Source organism: Pseudomonas sp. PDM20, assembly GCF_014852575.3.
Classification (GTDB): Bacteria; Pseudomonadota; Gammaproteobacteria; order Pseudomonadales; family Pseudomonadaceae; genus Pseudomonas.
This window is the reverse complement of sequence record NZ_CM181224.1, coordinates 2,444,485-2,469,247: the sequence shown is the minus strand read 5'-3', so window position 1 is coordinate 2,469,247 and position 24,763 is coordinate 2,444,485. Positions and strand designations below refer to the sequence as shown.

General features: G+C 65.6%; 19 protein-coding genes. 8 read left to right on the top strand and 11 right to left on the bottom strand.

Annotated features, from left to right (window positions below):
- Window positions 1–27 precede the first annotated feature (27 nt).
- Together IB261_RS11520 and IB261_RS11515 are read left to right on the top strand one after the other, a co-directional pair.
- Complete coding sequence (locus IB261_RS11520; RefSeq protein ID WP_081516679.1) at window positions 28–378, top strand: VOC family protein; 351 nt, start codon at window positions 28–30, stop codon at window positions 376–378.
- A 268-nt stretch (window positions 379–646) separates the two neighbouring features.
- On the top strand, window positions 647–1,588 hold the full coding sequence (locus IB261_RS11515) for a hypothetical protein (RefSeq protein WP_192383041.1): 942 nt from the start codon (window positions 647–649) through the stop codon (window positions 1,586–1,588).
- A 45-nt stretch (window positions 1,589–1,633) separates the two neighbouring features.
- On the opposite strand, the gene IB261_RS11510 is transcribed toward IB261_RS11515, so the two are convergent.
- Together IB261_RS11510 and IB261_RS11505 are read right to left on the bottom strand one after the other, a co-directional pair.
- The gene (locus tag IB261_RS11510; protein WP_081516677.1) at window positions 1,634–2,455 is read right to left on the bottom strand and encodes an alpha/beta fold hydrolase; all 822 of its coding nucleotides are present in this window, start codon (window positions 2,453–2,455) and stop codon (window positions 1,634–1,636) included.
- Window positions 2,456–2,594: 139 nt separating this feature from the next.
- Complete coding sequence (locus IB261_RS11505; RefSeq protein ID WP_081516676.1) at window positions 2,595–3,494, bottom strand: LysR family transcriptional regulator; 900 nt, start codon at window positions 3,492–3,494, stop codon at window positions 2,595–2,597.
- A 117-nt stretch (window positions 3,495–3,611) separates the two neighbouring features.
- On the opposite strand from IB261_RS11505, the gene IB261_RS11500 reads away from it, so the two are divergent.
- Together IB261_RS11500 and IB261_RS11495 are read left to right on the top strand one after the other, a co-directional pair.
- On the top strand, window positions 3,612–4,604 hold the full coding sequence (locus IB261_RS11500; RefSeq protein ID WP_192223049.1) for an aldo/keto reductase: 993 nt from the start codon (window positions 3,612–3,614) through the stop codon (window positions 4,602–4,604).
- Window positions 4,605–4,671: 67 nt separating this feature from the next.
- Window positions 4,672–5,139: a thermonuclease family protein gene (locus tag IB261_RS11495; protein WP_081516674.1), complete on the top strand. Its 468-nt coding sequence runs from the start codon at window positions 4,672–4,674 to the stop codon at window positions 5,137–5,139.
- Between the two features lie 12 nt (window positions 5,140–5,151).
- On the opposite strand, the gene IB261_RS11490 is transcribed toward IB261_RS11495, so the two are convergent.
- The 5 genes from IB261_RS11490 to IB261_RS11470 all read right to left on the bottom strand — a co-directional run bounded on the left by IB261_RS11490 (window position 5,152) and on the right by IB261_RS11470 (window position 15,018).
- A complete protein-coding gene (locus IB261_RS11490) occupies window positions 5,152–5,958 on the bottom strand; it encodes a substrate-binding periplasmic protein (RefSeq protein ID WP_081516673.1) in 807 nt (268 codons plus the stop codon).
- A gap of 95 nt (window positions 5,959–6,053) precedes the next feature.
- A complete protein-coding gene (gene mgtA, locus IB261_RS11485; protein WP_192383042.1) occupies window positions 6,054–8,771 on the bottom strand; it encodes a magnesium-translocating P-type ATPase in 2,718 nt (905 codons plus the stop codon).
- A 111-nt stretch (window positions 8,772–8,882) separates the two neighbouring features.
- The gene (locus tag IB261_RS11480) at window positions 8,883–12,548 is read right to left on the bottom strand and encodes a translocation/assembly module TamB domain-containing protein (RefSeq protein ID WP_192383252.1); all 3,666 of its coding nucleotides are present in this window, start codon (window positions 12,546–12,548) and stop codon (window positions 8,883–8,885) included.
- A 14-nt stretch (window positions 12,549–12,562) separates the two neighbouring features.
- Entirely contained in the window at window positions 12,563–14,290 is a 1,728-nt protein-coding gene (locus IB261_RS11475) for an autotransporter assembly complex protein TamA (protein WP_412548054.1), read from the bottom strand.
- Window positions 14,291–14,370: 80 nt separating this feature from the next.
- Window positions 14,371–15,018, bottom strand: a complete 648-nt coding sequence (locus IB261_RS11470; protein WP_192383043.1) for a GNAT family N-acetyltransferase — start codon at window positions 15,016–15,018, stop codon at window positions 14,371–14,373.
- Between the two features lie 129 nt (window positions 15,019–15,147).
- Between IB261_RS11470 and xthA the strand changes: the two genes are divergently transcribed.
- Complete coding sequence (gene xthA / locus IB261_RS11465; RefSeq protein WP_081516668.1) at window positions 15,148–15,960, top strand: exodeoxyribonuclease III; 813 nt, start codon at window positions 15,148–15,150, stop codon at window positions 15,958–15,960.
- A gap of 57 nt (window positions 15,961–16,017) precedes the next feature.
- On the opposite strand, the gene IB261_RS11460 is transcribed toward xthA, so the two are convergent.
- From IB261_RS11460 to IB261_RS11445, 4 genes are all read right to left on the bottom strand, one after another.
- Window positions 16,018–17,223: a hypothetical protein gene (locus tag IB261_RS11460; RefSeq protein ID WP_192383045.1), complete on the bottom strand. Its 1,206-nt coding sequence runs from the start codon at window positions 17,221–17,223 to the stop codon at window positions 16,018–16,020.
- 330 nt (window positions 17,224–17,553) lie between these two features.
- Complete coding sequence (locus tag IB261_RS11455; protein ID WP_081516666.1) at window positions 17,554–18,177, bottom strand: response regulator transcription factor; 624 nt, start codon at window positions 18,175–18,177, stop codon at window positions 17,554–17,556.
- Between the two features lie 234 nt (window positions 18,178–18,411).
- Window positions 18,412–21,225 carry a hypothetical protein gene (locus IB261_RS11450; RefSeq protein WP_192383047.1) on the bottom strand — a complete coding sequence of 938 codons (2,814 nt, stop codon included), beginning with the start codon at window positions 21,223–21,225 and terminating at the stop codon, window positions 18,412–18,414.
- A gap of 156 nt (window positions 21,226–21,381) precedes the next feature.
- The gene (locus tag IB261_RS11445) at window positions 21,382–21,609 is read right to left on the bottom strand and encodes a hypothetical protein (protein ID WP_192223043.1); all 228 of its coding nucleotides are present in this window, start codon (window positions 21,607–21,609) and stop codon (window positions 21,382–21,384) included.
- Between the two features lie 197 nt (window positions 21,610–21,806).
- On the opposite strand from IB261_RS11445, the gene IB261_RS11440 reads away from it, so the two are divergent.
- The 3 genes from IB261_RS11440 to IB261_RS11430 all read left to right on the top strand — a co-directional run bounded on the left by IB261_RS11440 (window position 21,807) and on the right by IB261_RS11430 (window position 24,618).
- Entirely contained in the window at window positions 21,807–23,189 is a 1,383-nt protein-coding gene (locus IB261_RS11440; protein ID WP_151186647.1) for a substrate-binding domain-containing protein, read from the top strand.
- A gap of 219 nt (window positions 23,190–23,408) precedes the next feature.
- Window positions 23,409–24,452 carry a TerC family protein gene (locus IB261_RS11435; protein ID WP_081516663.1) on the top strand — a complete coding sequence of 348 codons (1,044 nt, stop codon included), beginning with the start codon at window positions 23,409–23,411 and terminating at the stop codon, window positions 24,450–24,452.
- Window positions 24,418–24,618 (top strand): hypothetical protein, encoded by a 201-nt coding sequence (locus IB261_RS11430; protein ID WP_081516662.1) that lies wholly within the window; start codon window positions 24,418–24,420, stop codon window positions 24,616–24,618. Before IB261_RS11435 ends, IB261_RS11430 begins: the two co-directional genes overlap by 35 nt.
- The last annotated feature ends 145 nt before the right edge of the window (window positions 24,619–24,763 follow it).

Here is a 24,763-nt window from a genome sequence, read left to right as displayed (position 1 = left end):
GGCGGACTCCCGCCTCGGAGCTCCGCCATGACCGTCCGCCGCATCGTCGCCAACCTCGCCACCGGCCAGCCTGCCGAGGTCGCGCGTTTCTACCGCGAGCTGTTCGACCTCGACGTGGTGATGGACCACGGCTGGCTGATCACCCTCGCCAGCGGCGACAGCGCGCTGGCGCAGATGAGCCTGGCCAGCGAAGGTGGCTCCGGTGCGCCGGTGCCGGACCTGTCCATCGAGGTGGACAATCTCGACGAGGTGTACGAGCGCGCCCACGCGGGCGGCCACGAGATCACCTACGCACTGACCGTCGAGCCCTGGGGCGTGCGGCGCTTCTTCCTGCGTGACCCGTTGGGGACGCTGTTGAATGTGCTGGAGCACCGCTAGCCACTGACCGTTCGTCACTCCCGCCTTTGCTCGCCCCTCTTTCCCGGCAAACCGCCTGGGGCGACCTAAACTGCTTCTGGGCGCCGCCGAGCAAGGCCGCCCAGCGCCGGATGGAATCGGTTCCCGCCCGCCAGGCAGAAGCCCGCAACGCACCATGCAACCCGACGCCCGAGACAGCCCCTGCCCAGAGCCCCGCCCTGCCGGAAACCGGCAGCAGCCCTGCTCCAGGTGCTTCCCGCCTCACCATGAACAGCTTCGGGAGAACCGCATGAGCATTCGCAATTCCAAGGAACCGGCCGAAGGCGCAGGCCAGCCGAAGCCGCAGCGGCCCTTCGCGCACCCACAGGACCACCTGTCGCAGCTCTATGACCTGCCGCCCGGCCAGCTGCCGGACGCGCTGGGTGCCACGCCGAGCCAGGCATCCGCCTATTCGGCCGGCGCCACGGACTACGCCCGGAAACAGCAGCAGAGCGCACAGCACACCCTCGACCAGCTCGACGAAATCGATGAAACCCTGCAGCGCGAGGCGAGCCGGCCCACCCCCGATGCCATCGTCACGCCGGATGGCGCGCCCGACACCCCGCTCAGCCAGGCCGATCAGTTGCTGCAAGCAGTTGTCTCGCAGGACGCCAGTGACACCGAAAACGTGCTGCAGGACGTGCAGAGCACTCTCGACTCCCTCGCCGGCATGGCCCAGGGCCTGTCGCAGCAACGCCTGGACTCCATCAAGGAACGCGAGACGCTGGACGCACGCCAGGAACAGGCCGATGAGCGCGAGCGCCTGCTCAACGAACGGGAAGACGCCTTGCGCCAATGGGAGCAGCGGTTACAGCAGGAGAAGGCTGCGCTGACCCGCCTCGGCGAGCAGCAGGCCGCCACCCTCGCCGAACGCAGCGCCACCCTGCAGGCGCTGGCGGAGACCGTCGACAGTCGCGACCGCGCCACCAGCAAGCGTTGCGAGGTGCTGCAGACGGAGCAGGACCAACTGGAACGCAAGCTGGCGCAGATGCGTATTCGCCATGCCGACCTGGACGGCCGCGAGACGCTGCTGCAGCAAAAGGACAACGAGCTGACCGAACGCTTCAAGCAACTGGTGGATGCCAAGGAGCGCTTCGGCGCCATCGTCCGCAGCTTCAACGAAACCGTACGCTTCAACACCGCGCTGAGCGCCATCAACCGCACCGTGAACGGGCGCCCGGACGGCCACTGATTCACTCGTGGAGTGCCGGGGCCCAGCGGCCCCGGCAGCGGCGTCTCAGCGATTGAGGAAGCCCAGCAGGTCCTCGTTCACCTGGTCGGCCAGGGTGGTGCACATGCCGTGCGGGCCGCCCTTGTAGACTTTCAGCTCGCCCTTCTGCACCAGCTCCACCGAACGCTGGCCGGCGGCGCCGATGGGCACGATCTGGTCATCGTCGCCGTGGAGGATCAGCGCTGGCACGTCGATCTTCTTCAGGTCCTCGGTGTAGTCCACTTCGGAGAACTCGTGGATGCACAGGTACTGGCCCAGGTGCCCGCCGGTCATGCCCTGCAGCCAGAAGTTGTCGATCACACCCTGGGACTGCTTAGCGCCCGGCCGGTTGTAGCCGTAGAACGGCACCGCCAGGTCCTTGAAGAATTGCGAGCGGTCTTCCTTCACGCCCTTGCGGATGCCGTCGAACACGTCGATCGGCAGGCCGCCGGGGTTGGCAGCCGTCTTGAGCATCAGCGGCGGCACCGCACCGATCAGCACCGCCCCGGAAAGACGTTTGGTGCCATGCCGGCCGATGTAGCGCGTCACCTCGCCGCCACCGGTTGAGTGGCCCACCAGCGTGGCGGACTTGAGGTCCAGCGCATCGATCACCGCCGCCAGGTCATCGGCGTAGGTGTCCATGTCGTTGCCGTTGGCCGGCTGGCCCGAACGGCCGTGGCCGCGCCGGTCGTGGGCGATGACCCGGTAGCCCTTCTGCACCAGGAACAGCATCTGCGCGTCCCAGGCGTCGGCATTGAGCGGCCAGCCGTGGGAGAACACCACCGGCTGCCCGCTGCCCCAATCCTTGTAGAAGATCTCAGTGCCATCTTTCGCTTTGACGAAGCTCATTTAGGTCGTTTCCTTCAGGGAGTGGTTGAAAAGAAACGCCGCAACTCCAGCGACTGCGAACCGCTCTACGGCGGCCTTGAGCATAGCCAGCGCGGTGACGCCGGCAGCCGCGCCTGGCAGCTTTCCGACAAGCGACCACTCAGCCGATGCCGGCCGCGAACAAACCGCCGAGCCAGTCGGAGAACACCCGCAGGCGCCGCGACATCTGCCGGCGCACCGGGTGCAGCACGCTGACCGGCAGCGGCGGCGGCTGCCAGGCGCGCAGCACCTCCACCAGCTCGCCGCTGGCCAGGCCTTCGTGCAGGTGATAGCGCGGCGCCTGGATCATGCCGAAGCCGGCGCGGCAGGCGGCAATGTAGGCGTCTGCGTTGTTCACCGCGATCCGGCTGGGCAGCCGCTGGGTGCGCAGTTGGCCATCGAAGCGGAACTCCAGGTCGAAGATGCGCCCGCTGGAGGCCGACTGGTAGTTGACCGCCAGGTGCCCTTCGAGCCGCTCCGGATGCTCGGGCAGGCCGAACTCCTGCACGTAGGCGCGGCTCACGCAGGTCAGTTGCTCCAGCTCGGCGATGCGCCGGCCGACCAGGCTGGAGTCCGGCAGTTCGCCTGCACGCAGCACGCAATCGACGCCTTCTCGCACCAGGTCCACCTGGCGATCATTCAGGCTCAGTTCGAGCTCGATCTGCGGGTAGCGCCGGCAGAACTGCGGCAGCGCCGGGATTACCACCAGCCGTCCCAGCGAACTGGGCAGGTCGATGCGCAGCTTGCCGCGCGGGTTGTCGGGCGAGTCGGAGAAGCAGTTCTCCGCCTCCTCCAGGTCCTCCAGCAGGCGCACGCAGCGCTCGTAATAAGCCTGTCCATCGGCGGTGACGCTGACCTGCCGCGTGGTACGACGCAGCAGTTGCACGCCCAGGTGCGTCTCCAGTTGCTGGATCAGCTGGGTCACGCTGGCGCGCGGCATCTGCAGGCTGTCCGCGGCCTTGCCGAAGGCCTTGAGTTCGACGATGCGGGTGTAGACCTGCATGGCCTGCAAGCGGTCCATGGCGCACTCCGATTATTCATCCAGGCCGAATAGTTAAACCGCAATCTGCCGGTTTATCCATGCCTGACAAACAACAAGAATGGTCCTGCCCCTTTACCCACCCCGGAGAATCCCCGCATGAAGACCCGCCGCCTGGGCTCGCAAGGCCCCGTCGTCTCCGCCATCGGCCTCGGCTGCATGGGCATGTCCGACTTCTACACCACCGGCAGCGATGAGGCCGAATCCATCGCTACCCTGCACCGCGCGCTGGAGCTGGGCGTCACCCTGCTCGACACCGCCGACATCTACGGCCCGCACACCAACGAGGAACTGCTCGGCCGCGCCCTGAAGGGCAAGCGCGAACAGGTGTTCCTCGCCACCAAGTTCGGCATCGTGCGCACCCCTGACCAGCCGCAGGTGCGCGGCGCCAACGGCAGCCCGGAGTACATCCGCCAGGCCGTGGAAGGCAGCCTGAAGCGCCTGGGCACCGACCACATCGACCTCTACTACCAGCACCGCGTCGACCCCAAGGTGCCCATCGAGGACACCGTCGGCGCCCTGGCCGAGCTGGTGAAGGCCGGCAAGGTGCGCTACCTCGGCCTGAGCGAAGCCTCGGCAGAAACCCTGGAGCGCGCACACAAGGTCCACCCGATCACCGCGCTGCAGAGCGAATACTCGCTGTGGACCCGCGACCCGGAAGAGAACGGCGTGCTGGCCGCGTGCGAACGCCTGGGTGTCGGCTTCGTGCCCTACAGCCCGCTGGGCCGCGGCTTCCTCACCGGCGCGCTGAAGAGCCCGGATGACTTCGCGCAGGACGACTACCGGCGCTCCAGCCCGCGCTTCACCGGCGAGAACTTCGCGAAGAACCTGCTGCTGGTGGACAAGGTCGCCGAGCTGGCCGCCGCCCGCGGGGTGAAGCCCTCGCAACTGGCGCTGGCCTGGGTGCTGGCCCAGGGCGAGCACCTGGTGCCGATCCCCGGCACCAAGCAGCGCAAGTACCTGGAAGAGAACGTCGCCGCCGTGGACCTGGCTCTGACCCGGGCGGAACTGCTGGAGCTGGACGCAATCTTCCCGGCCGGTGCGGCCGCTGGCGGGCGCTACAGCGAACAGGTGATGGCGCTGATCCAGTAAAAGCTCTGCATCGGGGCTCCGGTGGACGCTCGCAGCGGTTATGCTGACGGGGTCCACCGGAGGCTCCATGCGATTCGTTCCCGCCGCACTGCTCGTACTTTCCTTCCTTCCCCTCGCCGCCCACGCGGATGAGGAGTGCCAGGTGACGGCCGTGTTCAGCGGCGACCAGTTGACCTGCCAGCGCGCGGATGGCGGTGATACCACCATCCACCTGCGCGGCATCACTGCTCCAGAACTGGAACAACCCTTCGGCCAGCGCTCCCGCGCGGCCCTGGTGCAGCTCGCCCTGGGCAAGAGCGCCACCCTCAAGCACGCCGAGCCGCTACCCGACGGCAGCCTGCGCGCGGCGGTGTGGGTCACCCCGGCGGAGTGCCCGAACTGCGGTCATACCCTGGATATTGGTCGCGCCCAGCTGAGCATCGGCCTCGCGCGCTGGCGGCAGAGCGACGCGCAGACGCCCGAGGAAGTCGGCCAGTACCAGTTCGAAGAGCACGAGGCCAAGGCCCGCCGCACCAATCTCTGGCGCAAGCCCTGACGCGGGAATCCGTCAGTTGCTGACGTAGTGCTGCAGGATGCGCCGATCCTCGCCCGCTTCCACCAGCGTCTTCAGCGTCTGCGCGTAGCGACGGACGAAGTCCTCGTCCTGGGTGCGCTTGCTGAAGGCGACTTCCGCCGACTCCGCTGACACCACCACGCTGGTGGGCTCGATGCGCTTGGCCAGGCCCAACTGCTGCAGTTCGTACTGGCCGCTGTGCTCATCGGCGATGATGCCGTCGATTCGGCCCTTGTCGACCATGTGCCAGAGGTTGCTGCGGCTGGGATTGAAGAACACCCGCGCGGCGAAGTCGGGGTCGGCCATCAACTGGCGATAGGGTTCACCGTAGGAAACGTCGATCTGCGCGCCGAGGCGGAAGTCGCTGCCGGGCAGGTCGGAAAGCTGCTGCAGGCTGCCCAGCTGGGGCAGGCCGCGACGGACGAAGAGGATGTTGCGCGACGGTGGCAGCACGGTACCGGAGAACCAGGCGTAGGCCTCGCGCTCGGGCTTGCGGAAGGCCCCGGGCAGCACGTCGAGGCGACCGAGTTCGAGTTCCTTGAGCGCCCGAGCCCAGGGCAGCTTGACCATCCGCACCTCGCATCCCAGGCGCTCCAGCACAGTGCGATTCAGCTCGACGTAGAGCCCGCCGACGCTGCCGTCGGGCAATTGCATGCTGAAGGGCGGGTCGTCATCCCAGCGCAGGGTCTTCTCGCAGGCGGCCAGCGGCACGCTGGCCAGCGCCAGGCCCAGCAGGACCAGGCGCTTCAGGCGCGCACGCGGGAGCAACGGCAGGCGATGGGCTTGCGACGGCAAGATCACGACTCACAGCAGGAGAAGACGGATGACCGGAGTGTATTGAACCCGATGCCTGCGTGACCAGTGGTGATCGGGTTCGCACGTTGGTTCCGTTTCGCTCACTGCCAGCCGTAGCGCCGGGCGAACCAGCCCTTCACGGTCTGGGTCAGCGCCATGTAGCCCAGCAGGATCGCCACCAGCCAGGGCCAGTACCCCAGCGGCAGCGCCTCCATGCGGAAGGAATGCGCCAGCGGCCCCATGGGCAGGAAGATCGCCACCGCGACGATCGCCAGGGTCATGCCCAGCAGCGGCCAGGCGGCGCGGCTCTGCAGGAAGGGAATGCGCCGGGTGCGAATCATGTGCACCACCAGCAGTTGCGAGATCAGCCCCTCGACGAACCAGCCGGACTGGAACAGCGTCTGCTGCTCCGGTGAATTCGCACCGAACACGTGCCAGAGCACAAGGAAGGTGGCGATGTCGAAGATCGAGCTGATCGGCCCGAAGAACACCATGAAGCGCCCCAGTCCGTCCGGGTTCCACTGCTGCGGCTTGCGCAGCAGTTCGTCATCGACATGGTCGAAGGGAATGGCGATCTGCGACAGGTCGTAGAGCAGGTTCTGCACCAGCAGTTGCAGCGGCAGCATCGGCAGGAAGGGAATGAAGGCGCTGGCCACCAGCACGCTGAACACATTGCCGAAGTTGGAACTGGCGGTCATGCGGATGTACTTGAGCATGTTGGCGAAGGTACGGCGCCCTTCGATCACGCCCTCCTCCAGGACCATCAGGCTCTTTTCCAGGAGGATCAGGTCGGCGGCTTCCTTGGCGATGTCCACTGCCGAATCCACTGAAATGCCGATGTCCGCCGTACGCAGCGCCGGGGCATCGTTGATGCCGTCGCCGAGGAAGCCGACCACGTGGCCGCGCTCGCGCAGCACGCGCACCAGGCGCTCCTTGTGGCTGGGCGTGAGCTTGGCGAACAGCGTGGTGCGCTCGGCCAGTTCGCCCAGCTCGGCGTCGTTGAGCTCGTCCAGCTGTGGGCCGAGCAGCACGCCCTCGACCAGCAGCCCCACATCGCGGCAGACCTTCAGGCTCACCCGGTCGTTGTCGCCGGTCAGCACCTTCACCGCCACGCCGTTCTCCGCCAGCGCGCGCAGCGCCTGGGCGGTGGTTTCCTTGGGCGGGTCGAGGAAGGCGATGTAGCCGGCCAGGCACAATTCGCTCTCGTCCGCCACGCCGTAGATATCGCGGGTGGGCGGCAGCTCGCGGGTGGCCACGGCGACCACCCGCAGGCCTTCCTGGTTGAGCCCGTCGGCCACTGCGCGGATGCTTTCCAGACGCGCCCCGGTGAGCGGCTCGACACCTTCGGCGGTTTCCACCGTGGCGCAGACCGACAGCACCTCTTCCAGCGCGCCCTTGCAGATCAGCAGGTGGTTGTCCTCGCGTTCGCTGACCACCACCGACATACGCCGGCGGGCGAAGTCGAAGGGAATCTCGTCGAGCTTGCGGAAGCGGCTGTCTACCTTCAGTGCATGACGCAGTTCGACGTGCTCGAGGACGGCGACATCCAGCAGGTTCTTCAGCCCGGTCTGGTAGTGGCTGTTGAGGAAGGCCAGTTGCAGCACGCGGTCCTGCACCTGGCCGAAGGCGTCGGTGTGGCGCTCGAGGACGATGCGGTCCTGGGTCAGGGTGCCGGTCTTGTCGGTGCAGAGGATGTCCATGGCGCCGAAGTTCTGGATGGCGTCCAGGCGCTTGACGATCACCTTGCGCCGGCTGAGCACCACCGCGCCCTTGGCCAGGGTCGAGGTGACGATCATCGGGAGCATTTCCGGGGTCAGGCCGACGGCGATGGACAGCGCGAACAGCGCAGCCTCCAGCCAGTCACCCTTGGTGAAGCCGTTGATCAGCAGGACCACCGGCGCCATCACCAGCATGAAGCGGATCAGCAGCCAGCTGACGCGGTTGACACCGGTCTGGAAGGCCGTCGGCGTCGGGTCGCTGGCGATCACCCGTTCGGCGAGGGAACCGAAATAGGTACGTGTGCCGGTGCCAATCACCACCGCCAGGGCGGAGCCACTGACCACCGTGGTGCCCATGAAGCACAGGCTGTCACGCTCCAGCGGGTTGCCCTGGCGGGCGTCACGCAGCTGGGCAAACTTCTCCACCGGCAGCGATTCGCCGGTGAGCGCGGCCTGGCCGACGAAGAGGTCCTTGGCGCTGAGCAGGCGCACGTCCGCCGGGACCATGTCGCCCGCCGACAGCCACAGCACGTCGCCGGGCACCAGCTCGCGAATCGGCACTTCCACCCGCAGCGCGGGGCCATCGCCTTCGGCACTGCGAAATACCGTGGCCGTGTTGCTGACCATCGCCTTGAGCTTCTCGGCGGCACGGTTGGAGCGCTTCTCCTGGATGAAGCGCAGCAGCGTGGAAATCCCCACCATGCTGCCGATCACCACGGCGGCCTCGACGTCCTCGGTGAACCAGGAAATGGTCGCGAGCACGGTGAGCAACAGGTTGAAGGGGTTGCAGTAGCAGTACCACAGGTGCATCCAGGCACCTAGCGGCCGGTCCTGGTCGACTTCGTTGAGCCCGTCACGCTGGCGGCGCTCGCCCGCCTCGGTCTCGTTGAGGCCCTCGCGCCGGCTCTCCAGGCGCTCCAGCACCGTGGCCGATTCCAGCGCGGACCACTCCAGCAGGGCCGCAGCCAGCGCATTGGGCGCCTGTCTCCCGGCCGCCGAACCGCGCAGCAGGTCGCGCGCGACCAGCCGGCGCAGTTGGCGGGCCGGGAAGCCCTTGTTGATGAATTCGAGCAGGTGGGTCCTGATGAGGTCCAGGCGCATGATGACTTTCCCCTTGTGCGCACTTCGTCCGGCGGCGGGGGGAGTCTGTGCCGGGTACCTTAAGGGGCCATGAAGACCGGCGGCGCCGAACGACGGCGCCGCCGAGCGCACTCAGAAGTCGCGCTTGTAGAAGATATCCAAGGAGCTGGCCAGGCCGCTGGCGGCCTCCAGGTAGACCTTCTTGCTCAGCAGGTAGCGCAGCGCGATGGTGTTGGCCGGTTCGAACACGCCCACGCCGTAGCGCAGGCTGAGACGGTCGGAAAGCTGGCCGCTGGCGACCACGCTGGTGCTGTTGCCGGTGCCTTCGGTGTCCAGCTGGAAGTCCTGGATGCCCAGGCGCTGGGCGACTTCACCGGTCAGCGGCGCGCTGCCTGCCAGGCCGAGCGCCAGGGCTGCCTCGCCGAGCATGTTGCTGTCCTCGCCGCTGGACATGGGCCGGCCCAGCACCAGGTAGGACAGCGCCTGCTGCTGGCTCATGGCGGGCTCGGAGAACACTTCGCTGCGCGGCTGCTCGGCGTTGCCGGTCAGGCGCAGGCCGGCCACCACGTCGTCGACCTTGCGGATCGCCTCGACATCGAGGAACGGCTGGTCGATAGGCCCGGCGAACAGCAGGCGCGCGCGGCGGATGGTCAGCTTCTGGCCGTAGGCGCGGTAGCGGCCGTTGTTCAGGCGCAGCTCGCCACGGGTGTCCATGTTGTCGCCGATGTGCACCTGACCCGCCAGCTCCGCGTTCAGGCCGAAGCCGCTGAAGGTCAGCTTGTCGCTGCCGACCCTGACATCGATATCCATGTTCAGCGCAAGCGCGCTTTTCGGCTCCTGCTTCGCGCCGACGATCACGCTGTCGTCGGACACCTTGACCGTGGACGGCGGCAACTGGCGAATGGTGATGGCGCCGCGCGGCACCTGCACCGAGCCGGACACGGCAAGCCGTTCGCCCGCCATCTGCACCGTGAGATCGGGCTCCACTTCGAGGTTGGCGTAGGGCTCCACGGTCACCGGCAGTCGACTGCCGCGCAACTTCACGTCGACGTCCAGGCCACTGAACCAGGCGATGCGCCCGGACAGGCTGCCGTTGCCATGTTCTCCGGCCTTCCAGTCGCCGCTCAGGTCGACCTGCTCGCCGGCAATCCGGGCGGTGACCTGCAACTGCTCGAAACGGGTCGGCAGGTCGCCGCCGGAGATTTCCCCGTCGTTCAGGCGCAGCTCGCCATCCACCCGTGGTGCCAGCAGGCCGCCAGAAATCTGCCCGCTGCCGTTGAGGTGGCCTTTCAGGGTTTCCACCATGGGCGCAAAAGGCCGCGCCACGGCGATGTCCAGGCCACTGAGGCTGAAGGTGCCGCTCACCGGCTTGGCTTTCGGCCGCGGGTCGAGCTGGACCTGGGCCTGCAGGCTGCCGAGCTTGTCGCCCTGGAACTGCAGGCTGGTGTCGATGCGCCGGGGCGTCAGGCGGCTCTCCAGTTGCAGGCGCTGGTAGGGGAAGTCGACCCACTCCTCCTGCTCCTTGATGCGCAGGGTGCCGTTGTTGGCATTGATCAGGATGGAGCCGTTGGGGCCGCTGGCGGGCAGGTCGAGCTGCACGTCGCCGTCGAGCTTGCCCTTCCAGGCGAAGTCCTCGGGCAGCCAGCGCGCCAGGCTGTCCAGCGGGAACTCGCGCAGGTGCATGCGCAGGCGTGGATCGGGCATCAGCCGCTGGTCTTCCATGCAAAGGCTGGCGGGGCCGGAAGCCCAGCAATGGGCGCCGAGGTTGATCCGACCGTCCGCCAGGCGTTCCAGGCGTGCCGGCTGTTGCAGGCGCCAGTCCTGGCCGCCGCTCTGGATATCGCCTTTCAAGAGACTTCCGCGCCAGTCCTTGCCGTTCCAGTTGCCGTCCAGGCCGAGGTCGAGCACTACCGGCTTGCCCTGCAGGTTCAGGGCAAGTTGCTGGCGCTTGAGGTCGCCGCTGCCCTCCAGCTTGAGCGCGCCGAAATCGGTGTCGCCGCTGCGCAGCCCCTGGGCTGTCAGGTTGACGCGACCACGCTGGCCGGCATCGAGGGAGGCGCTCAGATCCAGTGTGCGCAGGCCCTGGTCGGCGTAGGCGACGCGCTGGCCGTCGAGCTTCAGCTGCCCTTGCGGCGCCTGCAGCGTGCCGGCCAGGTCGAGCTGGCCGTTGAGACGGCCGAACAGCTGCGGCCACAGCTGACCGAGGCGATTCAAGGCGATGTCCAGGCGACCGGATAGCCGCTGGTCCAGCGCGGCTTGCCCGCTGATGCGGTTGTCGCCCAGCTGCAACGCCAGGCCATCGACCTTCCACGCCTGCCCTGCCGCCGTGGCATTCGCCTTGAAGGTAGCCGGCTGGCCACGCAGGCGGCCCTGCAGGTCGAGGTTGGCATCGAGGTTCAGCGCTTCGCCCTTGAGCGAGCCCTTGCTGCGCAACGGTCCAGCGAGGCGGCCGGGCATTTCTTCGAGCCAGTAGGCCGGGTCGAGATCGGACAGGTCGAGCGCTGCGTCCCAGCTCACCGCATCGGCGAAACCGACCTTCAGGTGCCCTTCGGCCTTGCCCTGCCCGGCCACCAGTTTCAGCGACGGCAGGAAGACTTCCGCGAGATTGCCAGACACCGGGCTGGCCAGGGTGAAATCGCCGGCCGGCCCCTTGAAGGCGCCGTCAAAATTACCCAGGTAGGCACCCTCGCTGTAGCTCACCTCGGCCTTGAAGGTGTGTACGCTCACCGGCGGCTCGTCGATCTCCGGGTACAAGCGGCGCCAGGGGAAGTCCAGCCAGTCGAGCTGGGCGTTGGCGGCGAAGGCGTCCTTCCAGTCGAGGCGGCCGGTCAGTGCCACACGCTGGTCCTTGGCGGCGCTCAGGTCGAGGGCGGCGATATCCGCACCCTCGGCGTCGACGCGCCCGCGCAGGGTCAGCACCACCGGGCTTTCCTCGGCGGGCAGCACGGCGGCGCCAGCCAGCTGGTAGCCATCCTTGAGGTTGCCGCTGGCATTCAGGCGCAGCTGGTTCAGCGTCAGAGTGTCGGGTAAGGACGCATCGGCCTTGAAGCCGTCGGCAGTCACCAGCGCGGTGGCCGGCAGGTTCTCCGCCAGCGGTTGCAGGTCTCCTTCCAGGTTGCCGTTCAGGTAGCCACTGCTCTGCGCCTGCAATTTGAGGTGGCCCATCAGCTCGCCCTTGGCCTGCAGCTGCAGGGTCCAGGGCTTCTCGCCCGGCGCGGGCAGGCCAAGCGTCCCCTCGGCCTCCAGCGGCCAGCCCTGGGTCGGCTTCAGCAGGCCCTTGAGCGACAGGCTCAGGCCATCACGGGCAAGCTTCACTGAGTCGATGTGCAGGCCTTCATGGTCCCAGTGCGCGGCCAGTTCGGCGTCGCGCAGCTGCTCCTGGCCATCGAGCAGGAAGCGGCCGATGCGGATGTCACCCAGTTCCAGTGACAGCGGCAGGCTCAGGTCGGGCAGCTCGATGGGGCCGGACGATTCGCTCGGCTGGCTCGGCGGCAGGGTCAGCAGCACTTCGTTGGCCACGACCTTGTGCAGGCACAGCGTCATGCGCAGCAGACAGGCCGGCGACCAGTCGATCTGCGGCTGGTCCAGCACCAGATGGGTGCCGCCGTCGGTCCACTCCAGGCGCTTGGCGCTGAAACCACCGGCAAGGCGGCCGTCGAACTCATCGACGCTCAGGCCCGGCACCCAGCTCAGCACGGCGCGGCTGCCCGCAGGCGTGCCGAGCAAGGCGGCCACCGCAATGACCAGCAGCAGGATCAGCCCGAGCAGGCCGCCCAGGCTCCAGCGCAGCGCGCGCATCCAGCCCGCGCGGGTCACAGCTCAGGCCCCATGGAGAAGTGCAGGCGGATGCCGCCGTCCTCGTCCAGGCCATCGGCGAGGTCCAGGCGCAGCGGGCCGACCGGGGAAATCCAGCGGATACCGATGCCGACGCCGGTCTTGATCGAGGGGAAGTCCAGCGAGTTGAACGAGTTGCCCTGGTCGACGAAGGCTGCAATACGCCAGCGCTCTGCGATGGGGTACTGGTATTCGACGCTGCCGGCGACCATGTAGCGGCCACCGATGCGATCGCCGTCGGAGTTCTTCGGCGACAGCGTCTGGTAGTCGTAGCCGCGCACGCTCTGGTCGCCGCCAGCGAAGAAGCGCAGCGACGGCGGGATCGCGCTGTAGTCATTGGTGGCGATGCCACCAACCTGGATGCGTCCGAGCAACCGCTGCCCTCCCCAGAAACTGGTCACGCCCTTGGCCATGGCGTTGATATGGGCGACGTCGGCGTCCGCCAGCAGCCCTTCCTTGGCGCCCTTCACCTCGAATTGCAGGCGATAGCCCTTGCCGGGGTCGATCTTGTTGTCGGCCTCGAGGATCGAATAGCCGATGCCCGGCATCAGGAAACTGCTCAGGCCCGAATCGTCGCCCAGTTTGTATTCCTCGCGCTGCCAGTTCAGCGAGACGACCCGCTGCCAGCCGCTGTCGAGCTTGTGGTGCCACTCGCCGCCGAGGGTCAGCAGCTTGCTCTCGGTGTCCACCAGGTCTTCGTACTGGTAGCCGCTGGTGAAACGCAGCTTGTCGGTGAGCGGCGGGTCCAGCGGAATTTCGTACCAGGCGCCGACGTTCTGCCGGGGCGCGGAAACTTCCGCCTCGAATCCCAGACTATGGCCCTGCGGGTTGACCCAGTGGCGGGTCCAGGTGGCCCGTGCACGGGGCCCGACGTCGGTCGAGAAGCCCAGGCCAAGGCCCATGGTGCGTGGCTTGCGCGCCTCCAGATGAACGTTCACCGGCACCACTTCGCCATCGGCGTTGGTCGGCGCGGCATCCACCCGTACGCCATCGAAGTAGCCGCTGGACTGCAGGGCCTGGTTGAGGTCGGCGATCTGTTCGGAATCGTAGTCGGCGCCTTCCTTGAACGGCACCATGCGCTGCAGCAGGTCCTCGTCGAAGGGGAAATCGCCAGCGAATTCGACCTTGCCCAGGCGATAACGCGGCCCGCTGGCGTACACCAGTTCGATGTCCGCCACGCCGGCTTCGGGGTCAATGCGCAACTGCTGCTGGGTGAACTGGCCGCGGAAGAAACCGAAGCGCGAGGCCTGGTTCTGGATCAGCCGCTTGGCGTCTTCGTAGGCACCGTGGTTGAGTTGCGCGCCAGGCTTCAGGGCGTCGCCGCCGGGCACCCGGAAACTCTTGAGTCTGGCTGCCGGGCCTTCGACGCGCACGGTGACGTTACGCAAGTGAACGGGCTCGCCGGGCCGCACATTGATGCGCAGGGTGGGCACCTTGTCATCGGTCACCCGGCCACGGATGCGCGCCTGGTAGTACCCCAAAGCCTGGGCGGCCTTCTGCGCCTGCTCCACGGCATTGCGCCGGAATCTTTGCAGGGCCTCCTGATCACGCTCGCCAAGGCTGCCCACATAGGCCTCGATATTGGCCTTGAGCGCAGCGTTGGCGGGGGTGACACGAACGTCGAGATGGGCTTCGGCCGCCAGGACCCTCTGCAAGCAGAAGGCCATCACCAGCAGCAACCCAAGCAATCCTTGGACAACTCTCATGGCGCGAAATGCTAGCACGGGTTTTCCCCGTATTGCCTTCCTTCAGGCTGTAGGAAGCGTCTGAGGATTCAAGGCGACAGCTATCCCGCGGACACTTTCACTGCCTCGCGCCCATGGGTGGGATGGAACAACACGTGCTCGCGGATCGGGCCCAGCGCCACCTCTCCCAGTTCCTCGTAACCGTGGCGCCGGTAGAACTCCAGGTAGCGAGCGTTGCCCGTATCCAGCACCAGTCCCTGGGAGCCACCGTCCTCGGCGCACCAGGCATGCAGCGCATCGAGCAACTGCTCGCCCAGGTGCTTGCCCTGGAACTCCGGGTGCACGCCGATCAGCGGCAGGATGTGATAAGGCCCCGGCGGCAGGCAGCCGAGCACGGCGGCGTGGTAGTCCAGGTAGCGTCGGGTGCAACCCAGGCCGGTGGTGAGCAGCATGCGCATGCGCCAGAACCAGCTCTCGGTGACATCCAGGCGACGTTGCGGCGGGACCACCAGCGCTACACCCACCAGACGATCCTCGATCAGCAGGCCGATGGCGGGCAGCTCCTCGAGGAAGTGCTGGTTGACCAGCTCGCGGACGGTCGCCCGCACGCGCTGGTCAAAACCGGCACGGTCGGATTCGAACAGGTAGGCGAAGGTGGGTTCGTGGCGGTAGGCGTGATAAAGCAGCGAGCGGACTTCACGGCTGTAGTTGCCGTCCAGCAGACTGACTTCGGCGAGGGTATCAGGCATGCGGACGCCTCTTCGTGTGAGTTCTTCTTATGGTTATGAGTCCAGCCACAAAACCCTAGCAGCGCCTTGCCGGGGTCGCCAGGGTCGCCCTACCTGGGCTAGCATCGTGCTTTTGCCAGGGCGCCCAGGATGAAAATCGTCTCCTTCAATATCAACGGTTTGCGCGCACGTCCCCACCAGCTCCAGGCGATCATCGAACGCCACCAGCCGGACGTGATCGGCCTGCAGGAAACCAAGGTTGCCGACGAGCAGTTCCCCCGCGAGGAGATCGAGGCCCTTGGCTACCACGTGCATTACCACGGACAGAAAGGCCACTACGGCGTCGCCCTGCTCTCCCGCCAGGAGCCGCTGGAACTGCAGCGCGGCTTCCCCAATGACGGCGAGGAGTCCCAGCGCCGCTTCATCTGGGGCACCTTCAAGGACGCCGACGGCCAGCCGATCACCGTGATGAACGGCTACTTCCCACAGGGCGAGAGCCGCGACCATCCGGTGAAATTCCCCGCCAAGCAGCGCTTCTACGCCGATCTGCAGGACCTGCTGGAAACCCGCTTCCAGCCCGACCAGCCGCTGGTGGTGATGGGCGACATCAACATCTCGCCGGAAGACTGCGACATCGGCATTGGCGAGGAGAACCGCAAGCGCTGGCTGAAGACCGGCAAGTGCAGCTTCCTGCCGGAAGAGCGCGAATGGCTGGCGCGCCTGAAGGGCTGGGGCCTGGTGGACAGCTTCCGCCTGCAGAACCCGAGCGTGGACGACCGCTTCAGCTGGTTCGACTACCGCAGCCGTGGCTTCGAGGACACGCCCAAGCGCGGCCTGCGCATCGACGTGATCCTCGCCTCCGAAGCCCTGCGCGGCCGCATCGCCGAGACCGGCGTGGACTACGACATCCGCGGCATGGAAAAGCCCTCGGACCACGCGCCGATCTGGCTGCAGCTGAAGTAATTGCCTTGAACGAAAAAGCCCGGCCAATGCCGGGCTTTTTCATTTTCCGATGAGAATTCAGGCTTCTTCCGCACCAGTTCCAACCGTCTTGCTGATGGCGCTGTAGGTCGTGTTGAAGCGCACGGTCTCATTGAAACTCTTGACGATGGCGCCAAAGCGCTCCTTGGCGTCGAGCAGTTGCTTGAAGCGGTCCGCCAGCTCGCCGCTCTGGCGCTGCAGGCCGGCCTCGCGATCATCCAGCTCCTGAACCCGCGCACGCAGCTGGTTCTGCTGGCGGTCGATACTCTGCTGCTCCTGGCCCAGGACCTCAGCGCGCTTGGTCGTCGCGCGGTCGCGGCTATCGACGGTCTCGGCCAGGGCCTGCAAGGCCGTGCTGCGTTCAGCGAGAACGGTGGCGTTGTGTTCGGCGATACGCTCGATGCCTTGTTTCTCTTCCTGCAGGCGTTGCTCCTGCTGACTCAGGCGCTCCTCCCGCTCGGCCAGCTGGCGCTCGCGCTCCAGTGTCGCCAGACGGCGCTCCTCGAGCGCCTCGCGCATTTTCACGATCTCCAGTTTCTGCTGCGACAGGCCGTGCGCCATGCCAGCCAGCGAGTCGAGAGTGGACTGAACATCGTGCAGGACGCCATCGGTTTCGAGGACCGAAGATTGGCGCACAGTCACGGCGGATTCCACGGACGCCCGGGCATTCGCGGCTTCGGTGGTGGTGGGTTGGGCTTGAGCGTTCATGATGGAGGTTTCCTCGTGGGAAATGGGGGAAGTCGCCTGACTGGAAAGCAGATGGGTTGTCGCATCGACAGGAGTGTGTGGGTGGCCCTGGTTCGGCTCCGGAATCCGTAGCGAATCCAGCAGGATGTCAGCCTCTTGAACTTCGGAAACCGCCAGCTCGAAATGGGGAACACCAGCGGCCAGCGCCAGTGGCTCGGCGATGTCGGGGGAGTCGTTTTCCGCGACACCCAGCCCAGAACAGGCAGAGGCGAGTTCGGCAAGGTCTCTTTCGAGGTGCTCGAAAGCCTCCAGGGACTGAGGGCCCTCCGGCTGCCCGGCGGGCGAAGTCTTGTCGCTCTGAATCGGGATGTACCCTGCCGATAGTGCAGGGCGAGCAATTTTCTCGGCCGGCGGGGGTAGAGGTGCCGTGAGACTGGGCAGGCCCTCGTCGATAGCTGGAGAAAGAAGTGCGGTGACCTCACCGGACGAATGTGGAGCGGTCACGTCTGACGAGCCGTCCTCCTGGAGTCCTTCGAACCGCTGCGCATCTGAAGTCATGAAACGTCCTACCCTGAGGGTGGTCAGCCACACCTTCTCTGCACGCCGCACGACAAGTCGAACGGAGGTCGGAGACTCGGTGGCGCTGCCCCTTCGCAATCAAGGGCAACAGGCCGACGGGAAGAGCCGATGGGATGCCCCGCTCTTCTCGGATGGGGGAAGAGCAGGACAGGTTGCAGGAGGAATTCTTACAACCCCGCGCCACCGTGACTGTCAGTTAATTCCTGCACGAATGAAGGAAAACTATGGAAGGTCACCTGATCGATTCGGCTCGTTACCACGGCGCCGACTGCCCTCCAGAAGCCAGGCGAGCGTCACTGACCGATGCCCCTAAAGCAGGCCGATCTCCTCACTGATGCTGAACAGCTCTTCCAGGGTAGCGGCCGACAGTTTCCGCATCAGTTGCCTCTTATGCTGGCCGACACTGGCCCCCGATAGAGCCAGCACCTCCGCAAGCGATGCCACCGAACGCCCCAGTCGCAACCCGTGCAGCACGGCGACCACATGGGTGGGGAGACCCAGTGCCGACTCCAGCCGTGGATCGTCCACCAGCGGCAAACGCTCATGTTCAGGGAAGATCTTGCCACCCGAGAGTACGGCGTCGACGGCCCTGCCGATCAAGGTCGGTCGGTCGTCCATCAAGAGAAAGCCTGAAACCCCGACGCGAATTGCGCGTTGAATGTTCAGCGGTGAGCCCAGGCTGGAGCAGACCAGCACAGGAGTGCTGGGTTTGAGTCGGCCGTCTCGCCTGAGCATGGTGACCAGTTCCATACCATGGATGTCCGGCAACTCCAGGGTCACCACCAGCAGATCGCAGTCACTGGCCTCCAGGCTGCTCAAGGCCTGGCGTGCGTACTTGAAATGCACGTCGCACTGATGGCCATGCTCCTGCAGAAACCGGCGGAGCGTGAGGAAGTCACGCCGAGACGGCTCGATGAGTACTATACGGGCCATGTTCCTCCTTGCTGCAAAGGCCCCGCGGGCCGCGTGCGACATGGCATACAGAAAGAATCCACTGCAGTAATCGTTCCCACAGAAATCTCATTGAACAGCTAAGCCAACGGAACACGGCGCTGGCGTAACTGACAAAGCCGGACAACTCCTTGTCTCGGCATCCCCTGTTTCGCCAGCCCCCACTGCGGCAGATAAACCCGACCGGAACGCCCGATGGCGTGCCGGTCGCTCCGGTCACTCGTTGACGGTTTTGGAAATGGCCGACAGGGTGCTGTTGAACTGCACCGTCTCGTTGAAGCTCTTCACGATAGTGCTGAACTTGTCCTTGGCGCTCTGCAGTTGCTTGAGCCGAACGCCCAGTTCCTCGCTCCTGCGCTTGAGGGAACTCTCCCGCTCGTCCAACTCGCTGGCACGGGCACGCAGGCTGGCAGTCTGTTCATCGATACGCTGCTGTTCCAGCTGGATCGACTCGGCACGTTTGACAGTGGTCTTGTCGCGCAAATCGACGGTCTGGGCCAGCTCCTTGAGCGCTTCGCTGCGTTCGGCGAGTAGACGATTGTTCTCTGCGGCCATGCGATCCAGGTTGGTCTTGGCCTGCTTGAGATGATTTTCCAATTGCAGCAGGCGCTCTTCCTTGTCGCCCGCCAGGCGCTCGCGCTCCTGCAACTGGATGTTCCACTCCTCCAGCTCTTCCTGCAGACGGCCCGCCGCCTGTTTCTGCTGAGTCAGCCCTTGAGCCATGCCGGCGAGCGAGTTCAAGGTGCTCTGCACATCGGACAGCACGTCATCCGGATCGGCATCAAGCTGCGGAACACTCAGCGTGGCCGCTACTTCCTGCAATTCCGCCGAGGAGATGGGGGCATTGGCCGGAGCCTCGACCTCGATTGACTCATCGTGCATTTCGGTCATTTCAGTTTCCTTCTGGATAAAGATTCCCTGAAGCGCCGTCGCTTCAGGAAGGTGGTCGTCTGTCTGCCTGACCCCGGCAGCAAGGGAGGCGGACGAGGTGTGCGCGACGTTCGGCCGGGCCTTTGCTGCCGGGGTTGCATCGCGAACGACATTGGCAACCGTCAGCGCAGCCAGGGCGTCCTCCAGACTTGCGATCATCGGTTCAAAACCGAAATCGTCCGTGACAGTGCCTTCCGGGGTCATTTCGATCACTTGCGTGTCCACCTGCCGGACCAGATCAGGCTGTTGCTCCGGAGTCACGGGCTCCCAGTGCATGACGGCCGGTGGATGATCCGTTTCGGGCTGGTCGGCGGCCTCCGCGATCGGCGACTGCGCAGGCTCGGCAGCCTCTGTGCCGGTGTTTTCGGTGGTACACACGCTCGCAGCGATGGTTTCCAGCGCGCTCGCTTCCGGCACATCGGCTACCGCCGCCGGCTGGGCGTGCTGGAGCGCAGCCTCGACCTCGGGAGCGCTCTCATCAGCCGACAGCGATATACCGAGACTCGGAGCGGCAGACGCCCGCTCCACGCTCGGCCGTGGCCGCGCGAAGACTTTCCTGGCAAGACGCACGCCACTGACGACGATGCCCGGACCTGCTGCTTTTGGCGTTTCCACCACGGGCGCGGGCCCTTGCTCGTGGCCGACCTCACTGTCTGCCTCTGCCTCTGCCTCGGGCACTGCCGGTACCGCTGCAGTGCTCATCGCTGACAACTGCCGTTGCTCGACAGCCTCCTCGATCACCGGCGCCTGCTCGATGGGCTCCGACTCAGCCACGACCGTCGCCTCGACGGCAGCCACGGTCTCGGCAGGACCTTCAACTTCAGGCTCGATCGCTGCCGTGACCACTGGTGCTGTCGGTGCAGTGCTCACCACGGACGGCTGCCGTTGCTCGACAGCCTCCTCGATCACCGGCGCCTGCACGATGAACTCCGGCACAGCCTCGTCCGACGCCTCTACGTCAGCCACGGTCTCGACAGGACCTTCAACTTCAGGCTCGATCGCTGCCGTGTCCACTGGCGCTGTCGGTGCAGTGCTCACCACGGACGGCTGCCGTTGATCGACAGGCTCCTCGATCTCCGGCGCCTGCACGATGGGCTCCGGGACAGCCTCGTCCGACGCCTCTACGTCAGCCACAGTCTCGGCAGGACCTTCAACTTCATGCTCGATCGCTACCGTATCCACTGACGCTTCCACTGCTGGAAGTTCGCTGACGATTTCTTCCAGCTGGGACGGCTCGCCAACGGGTTCAACGAATGGCATTGGCACGGGTGCGGCCACTGGCTGCAGTCCTACGTCCTCGACCAAGGGCGACGTCCGCCCTTCAGAGGCAGCCGCTTCCGGCGTCGAAACCTGCGGTCGCTCGACGCGTTCCTGAACGTTCAGCACTGGCTCCACTGCCGCAGATTCGCCCCGCTCCACCAGGGCCGGAACGTCCAGCACTTCCATGGTCAACTCGACCGGAGGTTCGTCCAGAGGAAGCGGTGCCTCCGGCATCGGGGGAAGCTCGGCAATCTGCTCTTGTGGCGCCTGCGCAGCCTCGGTACGGCCCTTCGCGGCAGACGATTCGCGTACCAGGAAGTCCTGGTCCAGGGACTCCGACGCCACGCTGCCGGCCAGACTGAGCCCATGCAACTGGTCAATACCGACAGTGGAAGCGAGAGCGGACGGCTCATCGTTACTGGAAGCTGCAACCACGGCCTCGGGTTCCGCTCCCACTTCTTCGGCGGAGCTGTTGTGCCTCGACTGGCGGGCGAAATTGGCGAAATCCAGGATCATCTCGGTAGCCATTTCGAATCCAAGGTCTTCGATCCTGGTCGGCGCATCCTCTTCGCCCTCGTCGGGCTGTCGCAGGACGCCGGCCGCAGGCGGGCGTACGCCGAGCATTCCGGCTCGGGACAACAGTTGCAGCCACGAACGCATCGGCTGTAGCGGCAGCCGGATCCCCTTGAAGGTCAACGCCTGGGGAGAAGGCAGGCTCAGTGCGCGACGCCGCCAGGGCCGTCCCCAGGAAGCGGCGGATGCGACGTGCAGGGCCAGAGCGGTGGGTTTGACACGATGCTCGGAGCCAGCCGAGGCTGGCGCGCTTTGGAATTGGGTCATGATCACTTTCCGGCGGGGACGTTGAAACGACGCAAGTTTCGCTTGGCCGGAAAACGGGTGTTATCAGGCTTTCCTGATGAGCCAGGAGATTTTTCCTATCACTTCGTCAGCGCCCTTTTGTCAGCCGTTCCAGCAAGTCCCGGCTCAGTCGCGGCGTCAATGCGGCAGGCGCTTTCTGGCCCCCTTCGCGGAAAAGCGCTGAGCGAGCCCCGCGAGATCCAGCAGCATCACCAGGACAAAAAGTGGCGCCACCAGCATGAGCATCGGGACCGCCAAGGCCAGCGCCCTTTCCGGTGCGATGACCAGCGTGCCGGCCATCAGCACCACCAGAAGAATGAGCACCAGCTTCATCAGGACCGACGCAAAATCGAGGGTCTCGTGCATGTCGTTCTCCAGCAGGGTCGATTCGAGTGACCTGTATAGCCGTGGGCCAAGAGCGTCGAAATCGGAAACTTCCTGCAATCCGCCAGTCATGTCCGAAGGCATCAGGAACTGCTCTGCCCTGCTGCGAAGCGTCATATCGATGCAATGATTCCGACTTAATCTGCCGCGCCAACGATGCCTCAAATGGAAGTTGACCCATGCAGTACAAGTCGAGCCCCAGCGATGCCCAACCCTGGCCCGTCACCATCGCCTGGCTCACCATCGCATTCATCTGCTACGCATTTCCCTGGTCGGCCTTTGCCGCCCTGCCCTCATCCCAGGGCGGCGAGCCGGTGCTGCGTATCCAGGGCTCCAACACCATCGGTGCGCACCTGCTGCCGGAGCTGGTGAAGGGCCTGCTGGTCAGCGAGGGCTACGCGGACGTCAGCGCCAAGCCGGGCAAGGCGGACAACGAACAGCGCATCATCGGCCGCAGCAAGGAAGGCAAGGAGGCCATCATCGATCTCGCTGCCCACGGCTCCAGCACCGGTTTCGTTGCCCTGAAGGACAACAGTGCCGAGCTGGCCGCCGCTTCGCGCCCGATCAAGGACGCCGAGGTCGCGGGCCTGTCGGCGTCGGGCAACCTGCGCAGCGCCAAGGCCGAACAGGTGATCGGTATCGACGGCCTGGCGATCATCGTCAACGCGGCCAATCCGCTGGACGAGCTGACCACCGATACGCTGGCGAAAATCTTCTCCGGCGAGGTGAAGACCTGGGAGGAAATCGGCGGCCGCGGCGGTGCGATCCGCCTTTACTCCCGCGACGACAACTCCGGCACCTTCGATACCTTCAAGGAGCTGGTGCTGGCCAGCCACGGCAAGACGCTGGCCAGCGGAGTACAGCGCTTCGAGTCCAGCGACCTGCTGTCGGCCGAGGTGAGCAAGGACCCGCAGGGCATCGGTTTCGTCGGCCTGTCGTCGATCCAGAAGTCCAAGGCCCTGCGCATCGCCGATGGCGACTCCCAGGCCATGCCGCCGTCCACCACCCTGATCGCCACCGAGGACTACCCGCTGTCGCGTCGCCTGTTCCTCTACATGAAACCCGAGGAACCGAACCGCTGGGCACGCGCCCTGCTGCAGTTCGCCCAGGGCGACAAGGGCCAGGCCCTGGTCAGCGCCAGCGGCTTCGTCGGCCAGCGCGTGCAGGCGGTGAAGATGGCACCGCGCGCCAGCATGCCGGAGAACTACCAGGCCCTGGCGCGCGACGCCGAGCGTCTGTCGGTGAACTTCCGCTTCCGCGAAGGCAGCGCCACCCTGGACAACAAGGCCCAGCGCGACATCGACCGCCTGCTCGCCTACCTGCAGCAGAACGGCAAGATGAACAAGCAGGCGGTGCTGGTCGGCTTCGGCGACCCCAAGCAGGACCCGGCGCGCGCCGAGCTGCTTTCCAAGCTGCGCGCCATGGCCGTGCGCCGCGAGCTGGCGAAGGAAGGCGTGATGTTCCGCGAGATCAGCGGCATGGGCGATGCCCTGCCGGTGGCGGCCAACAGTGACAACGACGGCCGGGTGAAGAACCGCCGCGTCGAGGTCTGGGTGTACTGAGTCTCCAGATCGAAAAGGGTTCTTCCGAGGATCAGCGTCTAGACTTTCTTTCAGACGCTGCTCCTCAGTCGCAAATTCATGTAGGAACTTGTTACGTTCCATCGCTTGCCTGAGGCGTCCGCTCTGCTATTTTCCCGCCAGTGACGCCGGGCCCCTCTGACGGTTGCCAACCGCCATGTCGGAGTCACTTTTCGACAACGACACTAAGGGAGGGGCCACATGACAGCTCTGCACGCCTTTTTGACCGAACCATTCCTCGGAACCGCCACCTGGTTCTGGCTGGCCTTCCTGGCCATCGTGATTCTTCTTCTCGTACTCGATCTGGGCGTCCTGCAACGCGATCACCACGAGATCGGCGTGCGCGAGAGCCTGATGCTCTCCGCCGGCTACTTCGCCTGCGGCCTGGCCTTCGGTGGCTGGGTCTGGTACGAGTTCGGCGCCACCAGCGCGGTGGAGTACTACACCGGTTTCCTCGTCGAACAGTCGCTGTCCATGGACAACGTGTTCGTCATGGCGATGATCTTCGGCTTCTTCGGCATCCCCCGCCGCTACCAGCACCAGGTCCTGTTCTGGGGCATCCTCGGGGCCATCGTCATGCGCGCGCTGATGATCGGCCTGGGTGCCGCACTGGTGAAGGAATTCGAGTGGATCATGTACGTGTTCGGCGCCTTCCTGCTGTTCAGCGGCGTGAAGATGCTGTTCAGCAAGCATGACAGCGAACCCGACCTGGCCAACAACCCGGTACTGAAGTTCCTGCGCAAGCGCATCCGCATGACCGACACCCTTCACGAGCATCACTTCTTCGTGAAGATGCCGGATGCCTCGGGCAAGCTGGTGCGCTACGCCACCCCGTTGTTCCTGGCGCTGATCCTGATCGAACTGGCCGACCTGGTGTTCGCCGTGGACAGTGTGCCGGCGATCTTCGCCATCACCCAGGACCCGTTCATCGTCTACACCTCGAACATCTTCGCCATCCTCGGCCTGCGCGCCCTGTACTTCTCGCTGGCGGCGATGATCCACCGCTTCGTCTACCTGAAGTACGCCCTGGCGCTGGTGCTGGTGTTCATCGGTACGAAGATTTTCCTCCACGGATTCATCGGCAAGGTTCCCGCAGCCCTGTCCCTTGGCGTAACCTTCGGCCTTTTGGCAGGTGGCATACTGCTATCCTTGCTCAAGACCCGCCGGACCAGCGAGGAACCGCTGGAAATCGTCAGCCAGGAGAGGATCCATGCAAGCGCTGGAGGTGAGGATCGAAGCCGTTGAGTTTCGCGGCCGGGCCTATTGGCAGGTCCGCCTCGGTCGTCGCGCGCTGCGTTTCCCCCATGAGGCCGCTGCGCGCGCCTTCGCCGCCCAGTTGCACACGCGGCGGGAGTGGCTGATCGAGCAGCGGGCGAACGCCGAAGGGCCGGAACCCTCCGCCCCGCAATGAAAGAACAAGGCCAGCGCAAGCTGGCCTTGTTCGTTGTGCGGGGCGGAGAATCTCCCGTAGGGCATATAACCCGGAACGGGTTATATGCCGAAGGCTCCGATGGCGAATAACGCCTCAGGCGTTATTCGCCCTACGCTTTGCCAAT